Annotated in this window: 20 protein-coding genes and 1 tRNA gene; 7 read left to right on the top strand and 14 right to left on the bottom strand. The window is 65.3% G+C overall.

Going from position 1 to position 19633, the window contains the following annotated elements:
* The first annotated feature begins 26 nt into the window (after positions 1 to 26).
* A complete protein-coding gene (locus ACOZ4N_RS17905; RefSeq protein ID WP_424017722.1) occupies positions 27 to 734 on the top strand; it encodes a hypothetical protein in 708 nt (235 codons plus the stop codon).
* A 23-nt stretch (positions 735 to 757) separates the two neighbouring features.
* Here the strand turns inward: ACOZ4N_RS17905 and tgtA are convergent, their stop codons facing one another.
* From tgtA to ACOZ4N_RS17870, 7 genes are all read right to left on the bottom strand, one after another.
* The gene (tgtA, locus tag ACOZ4N_RS17900; RefSeq protein ID WP_424017721.1) at positions 758 to 2272 is read right to left on the bottom strand and encodes a tRNA guanosine(15) transglycosylase TgtA; all 1515 of its coding nucleotides are present in this window, start codon (positions 2270 to 2272) and stop codon (positions 758 to 760) included.
* Between the two features lie 56 nt (positions 2273 to 2328).
* Positions 2329 to 2889: an NUDIX hydrolase gene (locus ACOZ4N_RS17895; protein WP_424017720.1), complete on the bottom strand. Its 561-nt coding sequence runs from the start codon at positions 2887 to 2889 to the stop codon at positions 2329 to 2331.
* A 100-nt stretch (positions 2890 to 2989) separates the two neighbouring features.
* Entirely contained in the window at positions 2990 to 3379 is a 390-nt protein-coding gene (locus tag ACOZ4N_RS17890; protein ID WP_424017719.1) for a cupin domain-containing protein, read from the bottom strand.
* 40 nt (positions 3380 to 3419) lie between these two features.
* Positions 3420 to 4826, bottom strand: a complete 1407-nt coding sequence (locus ACOZ4N_RS17885) for a glycosyltransferase (RefSeq protein ID WP_424017718.1) — start codon at positions 4824 to 4826, stop codon at positions 3420 to 3422.
* Positions 4827 to 5208: 382 nt separating this feature from the next.
* Positions 5209 to 5281, bottom strand: a tRNA-Pro gene (locus ACOZ4N_RS17880).
* Positions 5282 to 5347: 66 nt separating this feature from the next.
* Positions 5348 to 7099, bottom strand: coding sequence for a hypothetical protein (locus tag ACOZ4N_RS17875; RefSeq protein ID WP_424017717.1), 1752 nt, complete (start codon positions 7097 to 7099; stop codon positions 5348 to 5350).
* On the bottom strand, positions 7089 to 7889 hold the full coding sequence (locus ACOZ4N_RS17870) for an ABC transporter ATP-binding protein (RefSeq protein ID WP_424017716.1): 801 nt from the start codon (positions 7887 to 7889) through the stop codon (positions 7089 to 7091). The genes ACOZ4N_RS17875 and ACOZ4N_RS17870 overlap by 11 nt, the downstream gene beginning before the upstream one ends.
* 102 nt (positions 7890 to 7991) lie before the next feature.
* Here ACOZ4N_RS17870 and ACOZ4N_RS17865 point away from each other — a divergent pair, with 102 nt between their 5' ends.
* The gene (locus tag ACOZ4N_RS17865; RefSeq protein WP_424017715.1) at positions 7992 to 8507 is read left to right on the top strand and encodes a metallophosphoesterase; all 516 of its coding nucleotides are present in this window, start codon (positions 7992 to 7994) and stop codon (positions 8505 to 8507) included.
* A 45-nt stretch (positions 8508 to 8552) separates the two neighbouring features.
* On the opposite strand, the gene ACOZ4N_RS17860 is transcribed toward ACOZ4N_RS17865, so the two are convergent.
* Positions 8553 to 8708, bottom strand: coding sequence for a hypothetical protein (locus tag ACOZ4N_RS17860; RefSeq protein WP_170845417.1), 156 nt, complete (start codon positions 8706 to 8708; stop codon positions 8553 to 8555).
* 132 nt (positions 8709 to 8840) lie between these two features.
* Between ACOZ4N_RS17860 and ACOZ4N_RS17855 the strand changes: the two genes are divergently transcribed.
* Entirely contained in the window at positions 8841 to 9299 is a 459-nt protein-coding gene (locus ACOZ4N_RS17855) for a GDP-mannose mannosyl hydrolase (RefSeq protein WP_424017714.1), read from the top strand.
* A gap of 5 nt (positions 9300 to 9304) precedes the next feature.
* Here the strand turns inward: ACOZ4N_RS17855 and ACOZ4N_RS17850 are convergent, their stop codons facing one another.
* The 3 genes from ACOZ4N_RS17850 to trmY all read right to left on the bottom strand — a co-directional run bounded on the left by ACOZ4N_RS17850 (position 9305) and on the right by trmY (position 12006).
* Positions 9305 to 9928 (bottom strand): hypothetical protein, encoded by a 624-nt coding sequence (locus ACOZ4N_RS17850; protein WP_424017713.1) that lies wholly within the window; start codon positions 9926 to 9928, stop codon positions 9305 to 9307.
* Positions 9929 to 10275: 347 nt separating this feature from the next.
* Positions 10276 to 11349: a PKD domain-containing protein gene (locus tag ACOZ4N_RS17845; protein WP_424017712.1), complete on the bottom strand. Its 1074-nt coding sequence runs from the start codon at positions 11347 to 11349 to the stop codon at positions 10276 to 10278.
* 60 nt (positions 11350 to 11409) lie between these two features.
* A complete protein-coding gene (trmY, locus tag ACOZ4N_RS17840; protein WP_424017711.1) occupies positions 11410 to 12006 on the bottom strand; it encodes a tRNA (pseudouridine(54)-N(1))-methyltransferase TrmY in 597 nt (198 codons plus the stop codon).
* Positions 12007 to 12142: 136 nt separating this feature from the next.
* Here trmY and ACOZ4N_RS17835 point away from each other — a divergent pair, with 136 nt between their 5' ends.
* From ACOZ4N_RS17835 to ACOZ4N_RS17825, 3 genes are all read left to right on the top strand, one after another.
* A complete protein-coding gene (locus ACOZ4N_RS17835; protein WP_424017710.1) occupies positions 12143 to 13663 on the top strand; it encodes a phosphoenolpyruvate carboxykinase (ATP) in 1521 nt (506 codons plus the stop codon).
* Positions 13664 to 13765: 102 nt separating this feature from the next.
* Positions 13766 to 16117 (top strand): hypothetical protein, encoded by a 2352-nt coding sequence (locus ACOZ4N_RS17830; protein ID WP_424017709.1) that lies wholly within the window; start codon positions 13766 to 13768, stop codon positions 16115 to 16117.
* 55 nt (positions 16118 to 16172) lie between these two features.
* Entirely contained in the window at positions 16173 to 16745 is a 573-nt protein-coding gene (locus ACOZ4N_RS17825) for a metal-dependent hydrolase (RefSeq protein WP_424017708.1), read from the top strand.
* A gap of 18 nt (positions 16746 to 16763) precedes the next feature.
* Here ACOZ4N_RS17825 and aglM read toward each other — a convergent pair whose 3' ends face one another.
* The 3 genes from aglM to ACOZ4N_RS17810 form a co-directional block, all read right to left on the bottom strand.
* On the bottom strand, positions 16764 to 18059 hold the full coding sequence (gene aglM, locus ACOZ4N_RS17820) for a UDP-glucose 6-dehydrogenase AglM (RefSeq protein WP_424017707.1): 1296 nt from the start codon (positions 18057 to 18059) through the stop codon (positions 16764 to 16766).
* Between the two features lie 81 nt (positions 18060 to 18140).
* Complete coding sequence (locus ACOZ4N_RS17815) at positions 18141 to 18620, bottom strand: type II toxin-antitoxin system VapC family toxin (RefSeq protein WP_424017706.1); 480 nt, start codon at positions 18618 to 18620, stop codon at positions 18141 to 18143.
* Positions 18621 to 18631: 11 nt separating this feature from the next.
* Positions 18632 to 18901: an AbrB/MazE/SpoVT family DNA-binding domain-containing protein gene (locus tag ACOZ4N_RS17810; RefSeq protein ID WP_424017705.1), complete on the bottom strand. Its 270-nt coding sequence runs from the start codon at positions 18899 to 18901 to the stop codon at positions 18632 to 18634.
* Positions 18902 to 19151: 250 nt separating this feature from the next.
* On the opposite strand from ACOZ4N_RS17810, the gene ACOZ4N_RS17805 reads away from it, so the two are divergent.
* A complete protein-coding gene (locus ACOZ4N_RS17805; RefSeq protein WP_424017704.1) occupies positions 19152 to 19565 on the top strand; it encodes an ArsR/SmtB family transcription factor in 414 nt (137 codons plus the stop codon).
* Positions 19566 to 19633: the final 68 nt, after the last annotated feature.

The raw sequence follows: 19633 nt of genomic DNA, 5'->3' as shown, positions 1-19633 counted from the left end.
TGTCGACCACACTATCACGACGACGTATGCAGCGACGAGACGTACTGGCGACTGTCGGGGCAGCAGGGCTCACCGCAGGCTGTTTCGGGATTCTGGAATCGAAGTGTGCGCCGGGCGACCGGGAACTGGGGGCGCTCTACGAGAGCGTCCTCGACATGGAGAATCCGGACCAGGTGTCGATCCGCGGGACGGTCACCCGGATGTCGGACTCGGACATGATCGTGGCCGACGGGACCGGCTACGCCGAAGTGAGTACACCGCTCCGGAAGAAGTTCAACACCGACTGGTTCGGGACCGGCGACTGCGTGGAAGTGTCCGCCTCGGTCTCGGCCGAGTACAGTCGCGATATGGGCCACCTCGCGCTCGAGATCGACGAGGGCGAGGACATCGAGTCAACCGGCGAGACGAGCGACCCGCCGTCGGGGCCGCCGAAAGAGCCCGACGCCTTCTTCGAACTCGAGTATCAGGACGGCGGATTCGACGAGCCGACCACCGGCGTGAAGCTCACACACGACGGGTCGGAAGCGGTCCGGGCCGAGAACCTGGAGGTCCGGCTCGACCCCGAATCCGACCTCGAGATCGTTCCCTGGACGGAGTTTGCCGATGCCGACCCCGAGACCGAAGTCGGACCGGGTGATTCGGCCGTCTTCGAGCGCCGGGGCGACGGCCACCTGATCTGGCGGCCCGAGAAACACTGGGGGCGGGCGGTGAGTTCCGGCTGGGAACTGGAATAAGGAGCGGGCGGGAGCGCCGCGGCTCAGGCGCGTTCGTCGTCCGTCCCGCCCTCGTCGTCGCCGAACGCGTCGTCGACGCCGAGTTCGTAGGTGTCCACGGCGTCGGGGACCCGTTCGAGCGCCCGTGGGGGCCAGCCGGTGTGGCCCAGCGTGAAGTCCACGTCGGGATTGGCCGCCGCCAGCCGCGCCACGCCGTCGGCGGCCCGGGCGTAGGCGCGTTCGTCCAGCCGCTCGGGCACCTCGGCGTTGAGCGGGTACACTTCCGAGAGGTCCCGCGGGAACGGGCCGAAGGGCGGGACGACCCGCCAGCTCTCGTCGTAGGCCTCGTTCGTGTCGCCCTCGGTGAGCAGGACCTCGCCGTCGGCGTCCAGCCGTTCGAGTCGCTGGTGGTGGCGCAGGACCTCCGGTCGGGCCGCGCTCTCCCCCGAGAGGTAGAAGAAGGCGTCTTTCGTGGCCGGATCGGTCGCCTCCAGCTGTTCGGCGTGATCACCCAGCGCGCGGTAGCCGTCGAGCATCGTGGGGTGGCCGCGAGCGCGGGCTTCGACGAGTTCCAGCAGGTTCCCCTGCCGGATCGCCTGTTTGATGCGTCGAATCTCCCCGAACGTGACGTGGAGGTTGTGCTCCGCGAGGAGGCGCTCGCGCTCGGCGTCGTCGCAGGTCTCCAGTTCGTCGGGCGTGTGGCTCGCACAGACCGGACACTCACAGGGGAAGTACTCGAGGTCTTCGAGGTGTTCGGTGCCTCGAACCGTGAGGTAGCGGTCGTCGCGGGCGTACAGCGCGTAGGCCGCCGAGTCGAACAGGTCACAGCCCATCGCGACCGCCAGCGCGAACATCATCGGGTGGCCCGCGCCGAACAGGTGGACCGGCGCGTCCGCGCCCAGCCCCCGCTTGGCCGCCGCCACCATGTCCACCACGTCGGCAAAGCGGTAGTTGTTGAGCAGGGGTACCATCGCACCGACCGGGAACACGTCGAGATCCGTCCCGTAGGCCTCGCGTGCCGCCCGCTCCCGGAGTTCCGGGTAGGTCGAGCCCTGCACCGGCGCGTTGACGAGCATGTCGCCGGTCTCGACCTCGGCGGCGAGTTCCAGCCGCTCCTGCGTGGTCGCTTGTTCCTCGGCGGCCTGCTCGCGGCTCACGTCCGGCGGCGTCGGGATGTCGACCGGCGTCCCGATGTCCGACCCAATCGCCTGCTGGAATTCGAGGATTTCGCGGGTGTCCACGTCTATCTCGCCGTACTCGGAGAGCTGGAAGGACCCGGAGTCGGTCATGATCGCGCCGGAGAAGTCGTAGAGATCGTGGAGACCGTCCGCGAGCGCGCTCTCGCGGGCGTCGTCGGAGCCGTAGAGGATGTAGCCGTTCGTGATGAGGATCTCCGCGCCGAACTCCGCTTCCATGCGGGCCGGCTCGACCGTCCTGACGTGGGGGTTGACCACGGGCAGGAGTGCCGGCGTCTCGACGGTCACGTCCGCCCGGGGGACGGTCAGCTCCCCGATCCGACCGGCGGCGTCGTAGTCGCGTACCTCGAACCAGTCGCCCATTGGCGCGGGCTTTCGGGGGCGCGGGCCTAAGGGTTGTGTTCTGGCCGGCCCGCCCCTCACCCGAACAGTTCGTAGTAACAGACACCGAACGCGGTCCGGCCGTCCCGGCAGTCGCCGGCCTCGACCGCGGCGAGCAGGTCGTCGAACTCTGTCGTCTCGACGCCGATCGACTCGTCGTCGTCCAGCGCCTGCTCGCCGGTCGGTTCACACCCCTCGGCGAGATAGTAGTGGAACACGGCGTCGGAGAACCCGTTTGCCGGTTCGACCGTCGTCAGATGCTCGACGGCGTCGGCCTCGTAGCCGGTCTCCTCCTCGAGTTCCCGGTGGGCCGTGGCTTCGAGGTCGGCGTCCTCGCCCTCGACGCCGCCGGCGGGGAGTCCGCGGGTGACCCGCTTGACGGCCTGTCGCCACTCCTCGATGACGACGATCTCGCCGTCGGGCGTGAACGGCAGGACGACGACGCTCTCGCTCTCGGAGAGGTAGTCGAAGTCGGTCTCCGTCCCGTCGGGGAGGCGGACCTGTTCGCGCTGGATGTCGAACCCCGGGCAGATGTAGGCCGTCTCGCCGTACAGCGTCTCCCAGGCCAGCTCCTCGTCGTGGGTGGCGTCGTCGGTCATACCGACCCCAGCGCCTCGGGGTGCAAAAGCGTCAGTAAAACACCGGACAATCGGCGTTCGGTTTGTACACCGGGAAAGTTTCCGACCACCCAGGGACCGCCTACGCGTCGTCACCGTCGGCGTCCGGCTCGTACGGCCGCCCGATGTCGAATTTGGGCGCGCCGACTCCGAGTACCCGGACCGGCCCGTCGGCGTCGGCCGGATTGTACGGCCGGATGGGATGCTCGGGTTCGACGAGGAACGTCTCGTCGGCCTCCACGACGAACGTCTCGTCGGGCGTCTCGACGTGGAGGTCGCCAGCGAGGACGTAGAACAGTTCCTCGCGCTGGTCGTGGTAGTGGTAGGTCGTCGCCAGGTCCTCGCCGGGCGCGAGGTCGTAGACCGCCGCCGCGAGCTGGGCGAGTTCCGCCGCCTCGGCCAGCGACCGGCGGTCACAGGGATGGTCCGGCGACGGCGCTAGCTCGTCGGGGTCGATGTGGTGATAGCCCATGGAACGAGACGACGGCCGGCGAAGTGAAGAATGGGGCGGCTCAGTCGGATTTGGTCTCGGTGCCGCTGGTCTTGCTCGACCCCGACTTGGCCTGGGAGTTGACCCGGGCGGTCGTCACGTAGATGCTCGGCCGCTCGAAGATGACCTCGTCGAGGAACGAGACCACGTAGACCACGCTCTGCAGTGCCAGGTAGACCCACAGCGTGAACGAGGCGAACACTTCCAGGCTGTCGTGACTGAACCCGTCACGGTAGTCCTGGACGAACACCATACACGCCGCGATGGCCGGCGAGACCGCGAGCAACGTCCAGAGGGCGTTCCGGGTGAACTCCGAGAAGAACGTGGCTGTCGGGACGCCGTACTGGAGGGTCGTCTTCAGGCCCATGTCGGCGAGGATGGGCGCGAGGATCGCATTGTGGACCGCGAAGTCCCGAACCATATCGAACAGCAAAATCGGGAACGTGAACGCGACGTAGACCGGCATGAGCGCGTAAGCGAAGGTGAACGCGGCGTCGAACCGCTCGCGCATCGACATGTTCTTGCTGCGCGGGAGTCGGAACAGGTAGCGGAACGCGACCTGCATCCAGCCACGGGCCCAGCGTTTGCGCTGGCTCCACCACGACTGGAGCGTGGCCGGGTTCTCCTCGAAGGTGACGATGGAGGGATCGACACGGAGCTGTTTGCCGAAGTCGTGGATCTTCGAGGACATGTCGATGTCCTCGACGAGGACGCTCTCGTCGAAGTCGCCGAGTTCGTCGAACATCTCGGCGCGGAAGAAAGCCTGTCCGCCACCGAAGATGGTGAATCCGCCGAGGACTTCCCGTGCGAACAGGTCGCCTTTCTCCGCGATGTGGCGCTCGACGGTCGCGTGCAGGGCCAGCAGGGAGTCCCGCGGGTTGTCGCCGTAGCAGCGACCCTTGACACACCAGATGTCCGGGTCGGACTCGAACCACGCCACCGCGCGGCGAATCGCGTCGGACTTGAACCGGTGGTCCGCGTCGATGCTGGCGATGATCTCACCGGTCGCGTACTGGAGCGCGTAGTTCGTCGCCTTCGCCTTCCCGCCGCCGGGTTCGTCCCGCTCGACCGCTACGAACCGCTCGTCGTCGGCGGCCGCCTCCTCACAGATCGCCGCCGTATCGTCGACGGAGTCGCGCTCGTAACAGAGGACGACCTCCAGCTTCTCGGCCGGGTAGTCGAGGTTCCGACACGCCTCGATGGTGTCGGGCAGCACCGCGGCCTCGTTGTACGCCGGGATGACCACGCTGACCTCCGGCAACTCGGCGTCCGACAGCGTCAGCTCGGGCGTCTCCGGTCGCTTGAACGAAAACAGCGCCGACACGAGTGCCCGTCCGGTCAGGCCGAGCAGAGCGACCAGCATGACGGTCGTGAGTGCCCGAAACCACGTATCGGGGAAGATGATCGCCGGGAGGTACAGTGCCCCCATTACGCCAGCGGCGACGGCGATATAGCGGAGAGCTCCCTTGTAGGAGAACGATTGACTCTCCGCAGTCTCTACTTTCATAGAGCCCATTCCGTCGGTCATTAAGAAATAATTGATGATTTGTCTCGGAGAAAGCAGACGAGCGTCAGACACCCCGAATATATCCCAGTAGTGTCCGGCCGGAATCCTCAGCCTGACCGCGACATGCGGTCACATTCTGGCCACGGCCATGCACCGCTCGCCGTCAGGACCCGGTCGAAAAGTGGGCCGGCGCGAGTTCGAATCACGCGAGACCTCCGGTCTCGCTGGCCCTCGTTCGCTCCGCTCACGAGGACGCGGTTACGACCACCCGAAGTTGCGACTCGTCGGATCAAACCGGGAAAAGTGGGCCGGCGCGAATTCGAATCGCGGTTACGGCCACCCGAAGGCCGAAGGATACCAAGCTACCCCACCGGCCCGTGCAGTAGCAATACGGAGATGGCACGCGCCAGTTTTAACGGTTGCGAAAGTCGCCACTGTTCGGCCTAGTCGAGCGTGTGCCGCCGAAACCGCCGTGAGACGGCCCTGAACGACCATATCCCGAGCAGACACAGGGCGGCGAGCGGAAGTATGTAGCCACCCCATCGGACGGTCGACACGGGGATGGTCGCGATCTCGGCCCCGACCCGTCCCAGCCAGGTGGCGACGCCACGAGCGGGGGTGAGACCCTGACTCGCGAGCAGGCCGAAGGGCAGCGACAGGAGTCCACCGACGAGCAGCGACAGGAACCGACGCGTTCCCGTCGGTGCCAGCGTCGCGGCCGCGGCGAGCGTCCCCGGGATACCGAGCGTCAGCGAATACAGGACGACGGCGCTGAGACTCGGCGGGACGATCTCGCGGTCGCTGCCTACCCTGACCGGATCGTACCGGGGGAAAGCCATCCCGAGCGCCGGCGCGATTACGACCGCGGCCAGCGTCAGCACGAGCCCGAGCACCGCGAGCGCCGCGGTTTCGAGCGGGTCGTACGGTCCGGCGAGTCCGGTCGCGACGGTCGCGAGGACGACGACGGGTAGACCAAGCGTTAGCCCGGGCACGGCGAGCCCGACGGCGTAATCCCGGCCCGAGGGAAGCGACGTGAGCGTGGCCGGGAGGGCGGCCCCTTCGTCGCCCAGCGGGTTGAGGCCGAACACGCCCCCGGCGAGCCATGGGAGCGCGACGACCACCAGCGGTGGCAGCAACGCCAGGAGCGACCCCACGCCGGCCTGTGCGACGTTGACCAGGGTGACGCCGAGCAGGACGACCGGAAGCACGAGGAAGGAGAGCCGCTGGGGATTCCGGCGTGCGACGACGACCGACCGCTGGGCGATCCGGCGGGCCTGCTGGCTGATCGTCGGGAGCGGGATGGGGCGGACCGCAGCGGCGAGCGGGTCGTCGGCAGTCCCGGTGTCGACGCGTGCCTGTTCGGCAGCCACCGCGTCCTCGACGGTGTCGCCGAACCACAGCGCCACACCGAGCCGCTCGACGACCAGGACGCCGCCGACGGTCCAGACCAGTCCGCCGACGAGAATCGCGGCCGCCCGTGGGAGCGATCCCGAAAACGGCGAGCCGATCACCGCGAGGTCGACGACCCACGAGAAGGGGAGCCAGCCCAGCAGTGCGGTCACACCCTGCCCGCCGACGTTCTGGAGCCCGACGTACCCGCCGACGAATACGATCACCGCCAGGAAACTGAAGGCGGACTTGTGCTCGGCGACGACGCGGTACCGCGCCACGAGCAGTTTGGCGAGCAATCCCAGCGCGAACCCGAGTACGAGTGCCGTCGTGAAGAACAAGAGGACGGCCAGCACCAGAAACGGTGCCATCAGCGGTGACGCCGTGGCCACGACGAACGCGCCACCCAGCAACAGGACGGGGACGGCGAGGTAGGCGAGCGCCCGGAAACACTCGGCGCTGAGCAGGCCCAGGGCGACGGCCCGGACCGGGACCGTCAGCAACATCAGCGACTCCTGGTCGATGCTGTGGTGGCGCGACCCGGCTCGCTGGGCTGTGATGAACACCGCGAACAGCCACTGGATCGCGACGCTCCCGCGGATCACGTTCGACACGTCGCCCGCCGGAACCTCGTCGCCGAACTGCAGGATGAACCACGTGCCCGCGAGGACCATGAGCCCGAACAGCACGGCGACGACGCCGATCAACGCCAACCGTGCCGAATCCCGGCGGAGCGAGCGGGTCGTTCGTCGAAACTCGGTTCGGCCGATGGAGAGTCCCTGCCGGACCCAGCCGCTACCGGACATCCGTGGCACCCTCCACCGTCGCCTCGTCGGCCGCGGGATCCTCGCTGGTCACTTCGAGGAACACGTCTTCGAGCGTCCGCTCGCCCGCTCCACCGGTGTCGCCCTTCGCACCGGCGTCGGCCTGCCGTTTCAGGTCGCCGGGTGGCCCCTCCGCCACCAGCCGCCCGTCGTAGAGGACGCCCACCGTATCCGCGTGTTCGTCGACCACCGGCAGAATGTGCGTCGAGAGGAAGACGGTCGTCCCCTCGTCGGCGAGGTCGTCGATCATCTCCCGGATCGTCCGCGCGGCCCGCGGGTCCAGCCCGCTGGTCGGTTCGTCCAGAAAGAGCACGTCCGGATCGTGCAACAGCGACTGGACGAACGCCGTCTTCTGGCGCATCCCCTTCGAGTAGGCGTCGATACGCCGGTCGGCGTCGTCGGCCAGATCCAGACGGGCGAGTAGCGTCTCTATGCGCTCGTTCGTCGCGTCTTCCGGGAGGTCGCGCAACCCCGCGACGTAAGTCAACTGCTCGCGGGCGGTGAGTTCGGTGTACAGCGGTGGTTCTTCCGGGAGATAGCCGACTCGCTCGATGAGTCGCTCGCGGTCGTCGACGGGAACGCCGGCGACGCGTGCGCTGCCACTGGAGGGTCGGGTCAGCGACGTGAGCATCCGCATCGTCGTCGTCTTCCCGGCCCCGTTCGGACCGAGAAAGCCGTACACGACACCCTCCGGAACCGAGAGGTCGAGGTCCGCGACGGCCGTCGTCGATCCATACTGTTTCGTGAGGTCGGTCGTCTCGATGGCGATCATGGGGACCAGTCGTCCGATACTCCCAGGGGACGACCCAAGAAGGTAGTGTCGCGTTTTCCGACCCTGAAAACCTTCATTGTCCGGCCGGTCGTGCCCTCGCACATGCAGGTGGGAATCGTCTCCGACACGCACGACAACTACAGTGCCGCCGAGGCAATCGCCACCGCCTTCGACGACCGCGGCATCGACACCCTCGTCCACTGTGGCGACTACATCGCCCCGCCGCTACTCTCGGCCTTCGAGGGCCACGGCTTCGACATCCACGGCGTCCTCGGCAACAACGACGGCGAACGGGAGGGGCTCCAGGCGACCATCGACGGCTTCAGCGACGGGAGCCAGCTCCACGGCCGCGAAGCCGACCTCACCTTCGACGGCACGTCGGTCCACGTCCTCCACGGCGACCAGGGCATCGAGACCGTCAACGAACGCGCCGACTCCGGCGACTACGACTACGTACTCTACGGCCACTTCCACGTCGCCGAGAAACGTACCGAGGGCGACACCACCGTCGTCAACCCCGGCGCACACTTCCCGACCGTACCCGCAGACCACCGGAGCGTGGCTATCCTCGACACTGACGCCGACGCGGTCGAGTTCGTCGGGATCGACGCAGAATAGCGCCGTCGCTACGCGACTGGAGTACTGGAAAAACGACCGTGCCGATCAGGAGAGATCGGGAACGAGCGGCGCGTCGGCCTCGTCTACAAGCTCGTTACCGGACGTTTTCGGTGCCGCGCGACCACCGTCGGTGCGGACGCGGTTCGTGGGCATCTCGGGAACGAGCGGAGCCGTCGTTTCGATCTGAGGCCGTTCGGTCATTTTGTCCTCACCACATCGTGAGAGGGGGACCTACATAACTATAACGGTCTATAATTATCACGGTCGTTCGTGTAGCGGCAAGCGCCGGCGTGGATAGCAACCGAAAAGTCCGGTGAGAACGCCGGCGAGAGTATGAGCGACGGTCCGGTTCCAGCAGGGGAGTGGGAGACGGTGGTTCGGAACGTCCCGTTGGTCTCCGTCGATCTCGTCGTCGAGACCGACGATGGCGTCGTTCTCGGCAAGCGCGAGAACGAACCCGCCAGCGGCGAGTGGTTCGTCCCCGGCGGCCGTGTCCGTAAGCACGAACGATTGCACGACGCCGTCGAACGGGTCGCCGACGCCGAGCTCGGCTGTGGCGTGACAGTCGAGCGCCAGCTCGGCGTCTACGAACACTTCTACGACACCTCCGAGTTCGACGACACCGACGGCAAGCACTACGTTCCGGTCGGCTACCACGTGACCCCCGACGACGGCGTAGCGTTCGAGGCGGACGACCAGCACAGCGACCTGCGGACGTTCCAGCCCCCGTTCGAGTTCGATCTGCACCCCTACGTCGAGGCGTATCTCGAAGACGCCGGGATTCTGGAGTAGGCCGGTTACTCGTCCGGGTCGGGATCGTCACGGAGTCTGTCTTTTTCGAGGAAGCGAGACCTGCGGAGGCGGTAGGCCTCTTCTTGGCTCGACATCTCTCCCTCGATTCGCGACTCCGCCCAGCGGATCTGATAGCGGTACCACTCCAGCGTGTCGTTGCCGTTGCGGACCTCCATGTTGAGGACGCCCGCGTACCAGCCGTCCGTTCGATTAAGCCGGCGTGGGAGTGTTAGATTCTTGTAGACGTCGACCACGTTAGCGACTTCGTCGAAATATTGGCTTGAATTGAGTTCGTGATCGGTTTCGTAGGTGAGGAAGGCTTCTCCACCGTGTTTATCCAGTGATATTAGCTCAATATCAGTCCGGTTTCGGAGTGTTTTGGTTAACTCTCCAATATATTTGGCCCCTTCTGTTGGCGGTTGTTCGGTAGAAAGGTTCCAGAGGTCTCCAGAAGCCACAATAGCATCAAGATAGTTATTAAATTTCCACTTATTGTTTGCATAGTTCATAGCCCACCAGTCTTCAATTCTAGAGTCCCAAATTACAGAACCATTAGCATCTTTTCCAACAATATGCAAGCGTGATATCTCCCAACTTTCGTTTTTATTACTATAACTCATATTCGTCACATCCGCGAATGCTGCCGCGATTAGTGATAGCTCTCGGGTAGACCGAGATGTGTTACTGAAATTCCCAAAATATGATATCTCTAAAGTATGTGAGTTTTTAGTAATTTCATGCGACACTATATTTGTCCTATTAATTTTTGTTCTAAATTTCTGGCTAAAATTAGCTTTTTTCTCAGTTTCATTTATATTTTCGTCACGATCGTTAGGCGGCTCGCCTGAGACGGTATTTGAAATAGACGTTTGTGTATTGTTTGTTCTATTATTAACACTAGTATTTTCGCTCAATATACCGCTACAGCCTGAGTTTATTAATAATAGACATACCAGAGATGCTGTTAGCAACTTTTTTAACATAATATACATATCTCCCCTAATCCGCTATTGTCTGAAGAACTTTGCTCAGAACTACCTCCACTATCAGAGGATGTATTGGGTGGACTCACTCCAGAGAACATATCATTGATTATGTTGTTGATTGTATTGTTGGGATTATCGTTAACAGCGTCTTGGTTCTGGTTACCTCTGTTGCCGCCATCACCATCCTCACTCAAATCAGTCTCAACGTCCTCGTTTGGTTCGGCAGTCGCCGCGTTGGTCAACTCCTGATTGGTCGGGTTCGATTGCCGGACGACCTCACCGGTACTCGTGTCTATAGTCGGCGCTTCGACGATGATGTGGCTATTACCAAACTCGACCTGCATGAGACCGTCGTAACCGTCGTCGCCACCGCCGGAACCGCCGTTTGCGGTTTGGACCTGCGGCGAAACCGTCATCGAGTCGGTCGCTTCGCGACCCGCAGTATCGACGACCCTGACGGTGAGCGTATGAGTCGCGGCCGACGCCATGCTGTGGACGTAGTTGATCGAGTCCACGTTGGAGTCGTTGACCGAACGCTGTACCGTCTGCTCGCCGTCGGCCAGCCACTCGACGTAATCGATCGGATGCCCGCCACGGCTGAAATTCGCGACGTACCTCGCGGTCCCCGAGGGATCACCGTACTGTGACCGCTCGATAGCCGGGTCGGTCGGGCCGGATAGCGTGACCGACGGCCCCGGTGCAGGGTCGACCTCGACGTACAGCGTGTCCGTCCGCGTCGCGCCGTCGTCGTCGGTCACGGTGACGGTCACGTTGTACTGCCCGGGTGTCTCCGGGCGGAATGCGGTCGTCCCGCAGGTCACGCAGTCGGGCGTCGTCGTCCCGCCGCTGGGGGTCTCGATGGACCACTCGTATCCGGAGACGTTGCCATCGGGGTCCCGCGAGCCCGTGGCGTCCAACCGGACGGTCTCACCCGCCGTGACCTGCTGGTCCAGACCGGCCTCGGCCAGCGGTGGCTCGTTGTCCTCGCCGACGGCGACGCCCGATAACGCGAGCAGCGCCACCACGACCAGGAGCGCGACCCCACCTCGAACACCCCGATCCATGTCCCGTGTCCGGGACTTGTCGCGGTCTGGTACTTAAACTTCAGGATGGCGAACAGGTTCTCAGTACCGCTGGAAGCCGCCGGTGTCGAGGTAGTTGTGCGCGACCGTGATGGCGTGGTCGGCGTGGAGGGCCCGCGGCGAGAGGCTGACGCGGTGGTCGGCGTACTCCGCCAGCAGGTCGGCCTCGGCGTCGGTGAAGGACTCGTGATCCGAGAGGACGAACAGCGGGTCCTCGGGCGGCTCGATATCGACGATGGGGTCGCCGTCCTCGTGGAGATGGACGACGGTACTGTCGGTGGCGGCCTCCGAGAGCGTGGTCTCGAAGCCCTTCCGGGAGATCGAGACGCCGGGGGAGCTCTCGGCGGGCACGTGGCCGATGGCGTCCTCGCGGTGTTCGAGCGCGGTGCGGACGAGTGCGGCGGTGCTGCGCTCGTCCGGGTTGAGGTTGCGCAGGTCGGAGCCGTCGAACTGGATCGTGAACTCGTCTTGCAGGACCAGTGACACGCGTACGTCCTCGCGGATGTCGTGGGAGAGGACGAACGCGGCGCTGATCGCGCGACAGAGTATGTCGAGGCGGCCGGCCTCGCTCGGGAGCGCGTCGAGCGAGAAGTCGGGCGTCGTCGGCACGCGGTGGCCCAGCAGGCAAAACTGGCGCATGGGACGGGTGTGGACCCGCGAGGAGAAGAACGTGTCCGTCTCGACGTGTCCGCCGAGAGGTAACGGGACGGTATACCGAACCAAAGCGCGACCGAATGGCCCGACCTTATTACCGAGCCCGTGGTATGCACGCCTGATGTCCGAGTCCGGATTCACGGTGCGAGAGCCCGTCACAGCGTTACCCGACCCGGTCGAGGCCGAACACGTCGTCTACAATCCGTCGCTCGACCAGCTCCGGGAGTTCTCCCGGGATCTGGAGACGACCACGGAGTTCGGCTCGCCCGCCTACGTCAGCGACCAGCAGTCGCGCAACGCAGACAAGACGAGAAACGCGATCGACCACGAGTTCGACGCCGACGACTTCGAACACTTCGAGGACGCCATCGAGTTCGCCGGAGGCAACGAGATGCTCTGTCTCGACCGGCAGGTGGGTCGCCACCCCGACCACGCCTACGTCTGCCGGTACTACGTCCCGAAGGCGTACGGTCGCATCGCGCTCTCGGTGGCGAAGCTGTTCGAACCCGTCGACGATCCGGACGCGGAGCCGGACTTCGTGACCGTGCAGGTGCCCGACTGGGACGAGACCGCCATCCGCATCCTCCCCGAGGAAGGCTTCACGGCCGTTCTGGGGAGCGATTACACCGGTGAGGCCAAGAAGTCGTTCCTGCGTCTGTTCATGCTGCGCGCCAAGGAGGCGGGCGGCCTGGGGCTCCACGCCGGCAGCAAGCGCGTCCGACTCCAGCGCGACGACGGCGACGAGGACGACTTGGAAACGGTCGGCCAGCTGTTCCTCGGTCTCTCGGGGACCGGCAAGTCCACGCTGACAGCACACGGCCTCGATCTGGAGGACCCGGAAGACGCGACGATGCTGCAGGACGACGTGTGCGCGCTCCTGTCGGACGGCTCCGTCGCCGGCAGCGAGGGCCAGGGCCTCTACATCAAGACCATCGGCCTCGAACGCGAGGAACAGCCGGAACTCTACGACGCGGCGACCGACGAGTCCGCCGTGCTGGAGAACGTCGACGTGGCCGAGGACGGCACGGTCGACTTCGACAGCGACCACCACACCACCAACGGCCGCGCCGTGATCCAGCGCTCGGAACTCGACTCCGCGGGCGAGGAGATCGACCTCCCGAATCTGGACCAGATCTTCTTCATCACGCGCAACCCCGTGATGCCGCCGGTCGCCAAGCTCGACCCGGACGAGGCCGCCGCGGCGTTCATGCTCGGCGAGTCCATCCAGACCAGCGCCGGCGACCCGTCCGCGGCCGGCGAGTCGATCCGCGTCGTCGGAACCAATCCCTTCATCATGGGCTCGGAAGGCGAGGAGGGCAACCGGTTCCGCGACCTGATTCAGGATCTGGACGTGGACTGTTTCGTCCTGAACACCGGCTCCGTCGGCGGCCGTGACGTGGGCGTCGACGACACGGTGACCCTGCTCCGTGGCATCTCGCGGGACACCGTCGACTGGCGCGACGACGAGACGACCGGCCTGACCGTCCCGAGCGAGGTGCCCGGAATGGACGTGTCGGACTTCGACGTGGCGGCGAATCTGGACGACGCCGACGACCGAGTCGCGACTCTCCGCGAGGAGCGCCGGGAGTATCTGGCGCAGTTCGCGGACCTCGACGACGAGATCGAATCGGCCGTCTACTGATCGGGAACGCGAACCGGTCGGTTTCTCGCAACCTGTGTACTCCGGACAGCCGGCGACACGCCTGTCGATGGGTTTATTCGCTCGACGGCGGATGGGCGAGATATGGCAGAGGAGCGCGACGCCGCCGAGACGCTCGCCGAGCGGCCCGAGCTGGCGTCCGCACTCGAATCCGTTCGCCCGGTCGACGACGACGCCGAAACCTGGACCTTCGAGGACGTGCCGATCGACTCGGGCACGTTCGGCGAACTCGTGTCTGCGGACCTCGTGGAGAAAGTCGACGGGGAGTACCGGCTCCCCGACGCGACCCGGCGCGCGCTCGACGGCGAGACGGACGACTCGACCGCCGAGCAGGACGGAGCGGGCCTGAACCTGTCACTGCCCGCGTTCGACGTGGACCGGCGGGCGGCGGGCGCCCTCGCCGGCGCGCTCGCGGTGGTCGTACTTTTCCGGACGGTGTTCTCCTACGGAGCGGTGTTCCGTGACGGGGCTGTCGTCCTGTCGGGGAACGATCCCTACGCGTACCGGTACGTGGTCGAGAACCTGCTGGCGGCGGGGAAGGGGGTCGATGCGGCCCTGTTGAACGAGTTGGGAATGGCGAACGGTGAGCCGTTCATGGTCGCGACGCTGTACTGGCTCTCGGACCTGTTCGGCGGGACCGCGTCGGCTGTTGGAACAGTCATGGCCTGGTACCCCGTCGCGTCGGCGCTGCTCACGGGACTCCTGCTGTACGTCATCGCGGTCCGGCTCACCGACGACCGGCGGATCGGCCTGGCCGCCGTCGTGTTCCTGGCGACGACGCCCGCCCACGCGATCCGGACGAGTCTGGGCTTTCCCGACCACCACGCCTTCGACTACCCGTGGCTGGCCCTCACGGCACTCGCGCTGATCGTCCTCGCGACCTGGGACGAGCGGGCGTATCGAGACCCGGGAGCCTGGGTCGCGGGGCTGGGACTCGGCGTCGGTGTCGCCGGGCAGATACTCGCCTGGGAGAACGGGCCGGCGCTCGTGGTTCCGGTCGCGCTCGTGGTGGCGCTGGCGGTCCTGCTCGACGTCGACGCCGACCGCTCACCCCTGCAGTCGAACGCGCCGCTGCTCGGTGGACTCGCGCTGGCCGCGCTGGTCGTCCACTTCGTCCACGGCGAGATGGGCTGGCACACCGACTTCGTGGCCGCGATCCCCCTGTTGCTCGTCGCCGGGACCACGGGCGTGCTGGTGATTGGTGAGGCCGTCCATCGGCTCGACCTCCCGACCCTCGCCATGGCCGGTGCGGAGGTCGTCGGAGCGGTCGCGGCCGTCTTCCTGATCCCGGCGGTGTTCGAGAGCTTCTGGGAGCGAGCGGGCCAGCGAGCGGACCGGTTCTTCGCGACCCGGAACATCGTCGAGACCCAGCCGCTGATCAGCGGCGACTTCACCTGGTTCCTGTTGCTCGGGCTCGTCCTCGTCCTCGCGATCCCGCCGCTGATCTGGGCGAGTCGGCGCGCCACCGATGGGTCGAAGCCCTGGCTCGTCGCGGTCGTCTACACGTGGTACTTCCTCGCACTCGCGGCGGTGCAGGTCCGCTTCGTCGGCGAACTCGCCGCCTTCACCGCCCTCTTTGGCGGGCTGGGCTTCGTCTGGCTGGCTCACTGGGTCGACCTCGCCGCGATTCCGCGGCCGTTCGCCGACGAGCAAGCCACTCCGAACCGGGGACCGGGTGCCGACGATAGCGCCGCCGACGGCGGTACCGCGACGCTTCGGGTCCCGACCACGCGGGAAGCCGGCCTGCTCGTCGCCCTGTTCCTGCTGGTCGGCGGCGTCGGCGTCCTCCAGACGCCGATCAAGACGAGTCAGATCACCATCGAAGACGGCGCGTACCAGTCGGCGGCGGCCGTCGACGACCACGCGACCGCCGCGAACCTGAGCTATCCGGAAAACTACGTCCTCAGCGAGTGGGGCCGCAACCGGATGTACAACTACTTCGTCAACGGGGAATCCCGGTCGTACGGGTACGCACGGGAGCAGTACCGGACGCTGTCCACCTCGGTCGACGAGTCACAGTGGTACCGGAGCCACCGCAATCGGGTGGGCTACGTCGTCACCGAGTCGGTCCGGAACTCGAACGCGAGCGCGCAGTCGCTGTTCACCCGCCTCCACGACGGGTTCGGCTCCCGGCAGTCACCCGTCGACGGACTGGCCCACTTCCGTGCAATCTACGCCGCCGACGACGGCGACTACAAGGCGTTCCGACTCGTTCCCGGCGCGACGATCACCGGCACTGGACCGGCGAACGCGACGGCGACGCTCTCCCAGTCGGTCGACGTGCCGGGCGCCTCGTTCACCTACGAGCGGCAGGTTCGGACGAACGCCGCGGGCGAGTACGCCGTCACCGTCCCGTATCCCGGCGAGTACACCCTCTGGAACGAGACGGTGTCGGTGAGCGAGCGCAACGTCACGGCCGGCCAGCGGGTCGGGTGACCGCCGTCCCGACGACCTGCCGGATCCGAAGCCGGTATCACCCTCGCCACCCTCCATGCCGACGATGTGGCCCTGGGGACACGCCGCCGTCGGCTACCTCCTGTACACCGCCTACCGCCGGTCCCGCTTCGACCTGCGCCCGCACGGCGTCGCCGTCGTCGCGCTCGCGGTCGGCACGCAGTTGCCGGACCTGATCGACAAACCGCTGGCCTGGCAGTTCGCCATCCTGCCGAACGGCCGGTCGTTCGGCCACTCGCTTCTGGTCGCCACGGCGCTCCTGCTCGCGCTGTGGCTCGTCGCACGCCGACTCGACGCCCGCGAGAGCGCGGCCGCGTTCGGGATCGGCTACCTCGGCCACCTGTTCGGCGACGCGCTCTACCCCGCGCTGGCCGGCGAGTTCCACTACGTCGGCTTCCTCGGGTGGCCCCTGATCCCCGCTATCGAGTACGAGCTGGCGACGGGCGGCTTCCTCGATCACCTGTTCGCGCTCGACCTCGGGCCGCTCGCGGTCTTCGAGCTGGGACTCACCGTCGTCGCCGCCGCCCTCTGGTACCGCCACGGACTGCCCGGGCTGGGCGTCCTGCTCCCGGGCGACAGCGAGTCCACACCGGAAGAACGACCGGAGTGACTGCTCGCGAACCGACCGTTACCAGGTCAGTCCCTCGTAGGTAATTCCCTCGCGGCGCTCGATTATCCGACGCCCGTCGACGACCACCGGGTCAGTCATCGCGTCGAACTCCTCGTCCAGGGTCCCGAACTCGTCCCAGTCGGTGACCACGACGGCGCCGCTCGCGCCGTCGAGGGCCGCGGCCGCCGAGTCGGCGTACTCGATCTCCGGGAACCGCTCGGCCATCTCACTCGCCGCGACCGGATCGTAGGCGACGACCTCCGCGCCGCGCTCGCGGAGCCCCTCGATCACCGGGATCGCCCGCGAGTTCCGGATGTCGTCGGTGCCCGGCTTGAACGCGAGTCCGAGCACCGCGATCCGCTTCCCGTCGGCGTCGACGTGCTCGTCCAGCAGATCGAGCAGGCGCTCGGGCTGGCGGTCGTTGACTTCGACCGCCGATTCCAGCATCCGGGGTTCGTAGCCCGCGTCGCGGGCGTGTTGTATGATTGCTGATGTGTCTTTTGGGAAGCATGATCCGCCCCAGCCGACCCCACTCCGGAGGAACTGCTCGCCGATGCGGTCGTCGAGGCCGATGGCCTCGGCGACCTCGTAGGCGTCGATGTCGTACTCCTTGCAGATGTTCCCGATGTCGTTGATGAGGCTGACCTTGGCGGCGAGAAAGCCGTTGTTGGCGTACTTGATCATCTCGGCTTCGCGCGGGCCGGTCTCGAAGACGGGCACGTCCCACTGGAGGACCAGCGGTTCGTACACCTCCGCGAGGCGGTCGAGCGCGCGCCCGTCGCCGTCCGTGCCGACGACGATCTTGTCCGGTTCCATGAAGTCGTCCACTGCAGTCCCCTCCCGGAGGAACTCGGGGTTGACCGCGACGCCGAAGTCCGCGCCGGCGGTCTTGCCCGACGCGTCCTCGATGAGCGGCGTCAGCGTGTCCTCGGTCGTACCGGGGACGACGGTACTCTTGACGACGACGAGGTGGTAGCCGTCCTTGTCGGCGATAGCCTCACCGATCGATTCCGCGCCGGCCTCCATGATCGACGTGTCGATGCTCCCGTCGTCGTTTTTCGGCGTCGGGAGCGCGAGGAAGGTCACGTCCGTCTCACGGATGGCGTCGTAGTCCGTCGTGGCGCGCAACTGGTCACCGCCGTAGACCGAGACGAGCGGGTCGAGCCCGGGTTCGTGGATCGGCGCATCGCCGTCGTTGACGGCCGCGACGATGTCCTCGTCGATGTCGACGCTCGTGACCTCGTGACCGAGGTCGGCGAAACAGGCGGCGATGGTCGTCCCGACGTAGCCGCTGCCGACGACGCTTACGTGCATACTGGATCCGTCCACGTCACCGGCCTTGAGAGTTCGGTTGGCAACCCGGTAGTAGCTCACTGCGGCACCACATTGGCTTGGCTACCCATCGATGAACGCCAATTTCTCGCGTTTTTCGGTCGGGATCGGATTGGTGTAGGTCGTGTCTTCACCGTCACAGAGGTCCTCGAAATCGGCATCGGTCGTGATCAGGTAGTCTGCTTCGTATGCACGTGCCAGCGCGAGGATGAACGAATCGTAGACGTCGTGGTTTTTTTCGGCGCTGATCTCGTAGGCCTCCAGCAGTGTGGTCTCGGTCGCACCGACGATTCGTGCGGGACTGCGCACGAGCGACTGGACCGCATTGCGAGCAGCCGCCGCGTCCACTCCGAAGTTGCTCGTCATGATATACTGCGCTCGGAGCGGGTAATAATCGAAGACGAGCAGGACGTTCGGTCCATCGAGGGCGTTCTCGATCCAAGGATACACGTCATCGTGGGCCGGATGATCTTCGGTCAACCCGATCGCGAGCACGTTCACGTCCGTGAGAGCAGTCACTTCGGTTGGGAGCGACTCAGTCATCTGCTACCGGATCACTGCTCCATCGGTCCGAAGAGCGCTTCTCCCGCATCGGTTGGCGTCGTGTTCTCCCAGTCGTCTCGATCCGCCCTTGCTGTCTTCAGTTTCGTGCTCGGTTTCGGGTTGACCTCGAGGATCGAACCGACGAGGGTCGCGGAGATCTCGTCGTTCGACTCGATGCCCAACTGATCCCGGACCTCCTTCGGTAGGGTTACCCGCCCTCTATCGTCTACTGTGAGCGTCAGTTCCTCGCCTTGATCGCCATCGAGAGACGTCTTTCCCATTTCACACCACCTATTACCCACTATTGTACTGACACACATAACTGTTGTTCTAATCGGAATATCGAGATGTCTCTACCCCTCTTGGATACTCAGTGCCAGTCAGCAGTCGAACCGCATCGTCACCCCACGATAGACCCCGACAATGTTCGTACCAGGTTCGATTTCCCGAGAGAACGGTATAAAAAACGCTGTTTTTTGTGATTACTGGCTCGACAAAGACTAAGCGCGTTTCGTTCGACTTCGAATCGAGATGACGGCGGATCAGAGACGGACAGCAGGAAAGGAAGCGCGGCACGATCCAGAGGATCTGCTGCCAGAGGACAGCGTTCGCAGTCTCGACGAGTATCTGGATATGCACGCGGCCGTCGGGAACCGGACTCGGTACGAAATTCTCTATCGGCTGGTTCACGGCGGTGAGATGAGTCCGACGGAACTCGCAGACGCGATCGATATCGACGACAGTACGCTCCACTATCACCTGAACGAACTCCTCGAGAGCGGGCTCGTCGAAAAGCGTCAGCGTACGGAACGAGGACAGGACGGACTCTACACCTACTATCGTGCGACCGTGTTCGGCGAGGTCACTCTCACCGACGGTGTCGACGAGTTGATCCGCGGCGAACAGGCCTTCGACGAGATGTACGATAATTCGAGCGACGAATAGCTTCGGAGGTCGAACAGTCCGTCGATCACGTCGCCACGAGCCACTGTTTCCGAGTCGGAAAATCAGCG

Source organism: Halorientalis pallida, assembly GCF_049605515.1.
In the GTDB taxonomy this organism is placed as follows: domain Archaea; phylum Halobacteriota; class Halobacteria; order Halobacteriales; family Haloarculaceae; genus Halorientalis; species Halorientalis pallida_A.
This window is presented reverse-complemented; position numbering and strand designations above follow the sequence as displayed.

Coding starts and splice junctions, on each gene's coding strand:
- ACOZ4N_RS17905 (WP_424017722.1), top strand. CDS start 27: ATGCAGCGACGAGACGTACTGGCGACTGTCGGGGCAGCAGGGCTCACC.
- tgtA (WP_424017721.1), bottom strand. CDS start 2,272: ATGGGCGACTGGTTCGAGGTACGCGACTACGACGCCGCCGGTCGGATC.
- ACOZ4N_RS17895 (WP_424017720.1), bottom strand. CDS start 2,889: ATGACCGACGACGCCACCCACGACGAGGAGCTGGCCTGGGAGACGCTG.
- ACOZ4N_RS17890 (WP_424017719.1), bottom strand. CDS start 3,379: ATGGGCTATCACCACATCGACCCCGACGAGCTAGCGCCGTCGCCGGAC.
- ACOZ4N_RS17885 (WP_424017718.1), bottom strand. CDS start 4,826: ATGGGGGCACTGTACCTCCCGGCGATCATCTTCCCCGATACGTGGTTT.
- ACOZ4N_RS17875 (WP_424017717.1), bottom strand. CDS start 7,099: ATGTCCGGTAGCGGCTGGGTCCGGCAGGGACTCTCCATCGGCCGAACC.
- ACOZ4N_RS17870 (WP_424017716.1), bottom strand. CDS start 7,889: ATGATCGCCATCGAGACGACCGACCTCACGAAACAGTATGGATCGACG.
- ACOZ4N_RS17865 (WP_424017715.1), top strand. CDS start 7,992: ATGCAGGTGGGAATCGTCTCCGACACGCACGACAACTACAGTGCCGCC.
- ACOZ4N_RS17860 (WP_170845417.1), bottom strand. CDS start 8,708: ATGACCGAACGGCCTCAGATCGAAACGACGGCTCCGCTCGTTCCCGAG.
- ACOZ4N_RS17855 (WP_424017714.1), top strand. CDS start 8,841: ATGAGCGACGGTCCGGTTCCAGCAGGGGAGTGGGAGACGGTGGTTCGG.
- ACOZ4N_RS17845 (WP_424017712.1), bottom strand. CDS start 11,349: ATGGATCGGGGTGTTCGAGGTGGGGTCGCGCTCCTGGTCGTGGTGGCG.
- trmY (WP_424017711.1), bottom strand. CDS start 12,006: ATGCGCCAGTTTTGCCTGCTGGGCCACCGCGTGCCGACGACGCCCGAC.
- ACOZ4N_RS17835 (WP_424017710.1), top strand. CDS start 12,143: ATGTCCGAGTCCGGATTCACGGTGCGAGAGCCCGTCACAGCGTTACCC.
- ACOZ4N_RS17830 (WP_424017709.1), top strand. CDS start 13,766: ATGGCAGAGGAGCGCGACGCCGCCGAGACGCTCGCCGAGCGGCCCGAG.
- ACOZ4N_RS17825 (WP_424017708.1), top strand. CDS start 16,173: ATGCCGACGATGTGGCCCTGGGGACACGCCGCCGTCGGCTACCTCCTG.
- aglM (WP_424017707.1), bottom strand. CDS start 18,059: ATGCACGTAAGCGTCGTCGGCAGCGGCTACGTCGGGACGACCATCGCC.
- ACOZ4N_RS17815 (WP_424017706.1), bottom strand. CDS start 18,620: ATGACTGAGTCGCTCCCAACCGAAGTGACTGCTCTCACGGACGTGAAC.
- ACOZ4N_RS17810 (WP_424017705.1), bottom strand. CDS start 18,901: ATGGGAAAGACGTCTCTCGATGGCGATCAAGGCGAGGAACTGACGCTC.
- ACOZ4N_RS17805 (WP_424017704.1), top strand. CDS start 19,152: ATGACGGCGGATCAGAGACGGACAGCAGGAAAGGAAGCGCGGCACGAT.